Source organism: Cellulomonas triticagri (genome assembly GCF_003696205.1).
Taxonomy (GTDB): Bacteria; Actinomycetota; Actinomycetes; order Actinomycetales; family Cellulomonadaceae; genus Cellulomonas; species Cellulomonas triticagri.
The window spans coordinates 1-1,613 of record NZ_RFFI01000251.1; the positions used below are offsets into that span (position 1 = coordinate 1).

Genomic DNA, 1,613 nt, shown 5'->3' on the forward strand with positions numbered 1-1,613 from the left:
GGTCGCGCTGCCCCCCGACCCCGCGGCCGCGCCGCTGCCCGGGCTGGTCCCGGACGGCGTGCTCGCCGACGGCGTCCCCGGGCACCCGGTGCCCGCCCCGGGGGCGCGTCGACGCCGCAGGTTCCCCGTGGCCCTGGTCGCCGGTGTCGTGGTCGCCGCGTTCGGCGCGGGCGTCCTCGGCGGGCTGCTGGGGGCGCGTCTCGGCGGCGACGACCCGTACCTCGCCGACGCCGGGCTGCCGGTCGTGCCGGGGCAGGGGACCGGTGACCGGGCGGCGGACAGCGTCGCGGGCATCGCGGCGGGCGTGCTGCCGTCCGTGGTCTCGATCGAGGTGACGGCGCCCTCGGGCTCGGCGACGGGCTCCGGCTTCGTGCTGCGGCAGGACGGCTACATCCTCACGAACCACCACGTCGTGGCGGGCGGGACCAGCGCGGGGTCCGAGGTCGTCGTGCTGCTCGCGGACGGCTCCCAGCTCCCGGCGACGATCGTCGGCAGCACCGCGGACTACGACCTCGCGGTGCTGAAGGTCGAGGCCGAGGGCCTGACCCCGCTCGTCCTGGGTGACTCCGAGGCGGTGCAGGTCGGCGACCCGGTGGTGGCGGTCGGCGCGCCGCTGGGGCTCGCGGGGACGGTGACGTCCGGCATCGTGAGCGCCAAGAACCGGCCGGTTGCGGCAGGCGACGGGTCCGAGACGACGGCGTTCATCAACGCCATCCAGACCGACGCGGCGATCAACCCGGGCAACTCGGGTGGTCCGCTGGTCAACGCCGCGGGCGAGGTCGTCGGCATCAACTCGGCCATCGCGCAGCCGCCGGGGACGGCGGCGACGAGCGGCGGCAGCATCGGCCTCGGGTTCGCGATCCCGTCGGACCAGGCGCGGCGCACCGCCGAGCAGCTGATCGAGACGGGCCGTGCGACGTACCCGGTGATCGGGGTCCTGCTGGACTCGACGTACACCGGCGAGGGCGTGCAGGTCTCGACGCAGCCGCAGGCCGGGCAGCAGCCCGTGACCCCGGACGGTCCGGCGGACCGGGCGGGGATCCGTGCCGGGGACGTCATCCTGTCGATCGACGGGCGCCCGGTGACGGCGTCCGACGAGCTGATCGTGGCGATCCGGGCGCGCACGCCGGGTGAGGCCGTCCTGCTGCGGGTCCGTGACGCGGGCGGCGCCGAGCGCGACGTGCGGGTCGTGCTGGACGAGTCCGCCCAGGGCTGACCGGGGGTACCTCCGCCCTCCCGGGACCGGTTCCCCGCAGGCAGTGGGCCGGACGGCGTCCGCCGGGTAGCCTGAGCGGGTGTTCGACATCAACGGCGGCGAGTTCCTCGTGATCTTGCTCGCGGCCGTGATCGTCATCGGACCCAAGCGCCTGCCCGGCTACGCCGAGCAGCTGGCCCACCTGACCCGCCGCGCACGCTCCTACCTCCAGGACGCCCGGCAGCGGGTGGACGACGAGCTGGGCGAGGACGTCAAGGACATCGACTGGGAGGCGCTGGACCCGCGGCGCTACGACCCCCGCCGCATCGTGCGCGACGCCCTGCTCGACACCGACGCGCCCGCCGCCCGCGGCGCCGGGGCGTCGGCCGCTGCCGCGGCCGGGTCCGCCGCGCACGCC

The 1,613-nt window shown here is 76.5% G+C and carries 2 protein-coding genes; both read left to right on the forward strand.

Translation table 11 applies throughout. From position 1 onward, the window contains the following. Nucleotides 1-1,216 (forward strand): S1C family serine protease (locus EBM89_RS20610; protein WP_122151412.1); only part of this gene is annotated, 1,216 nt, incomplete at its 5' end. A 79-nt stretch (nt 1,217-1,295) separates the two neighbouring features. Then, the coding region (locus EBM89_RS20615) for a Sec-independent protein translocase subunit TatA/TatB (RefSeq protein ID WP_122151413.1) at nt 1,296-1,613 on the forward strand (318 nt) is incomplete at its 3' end.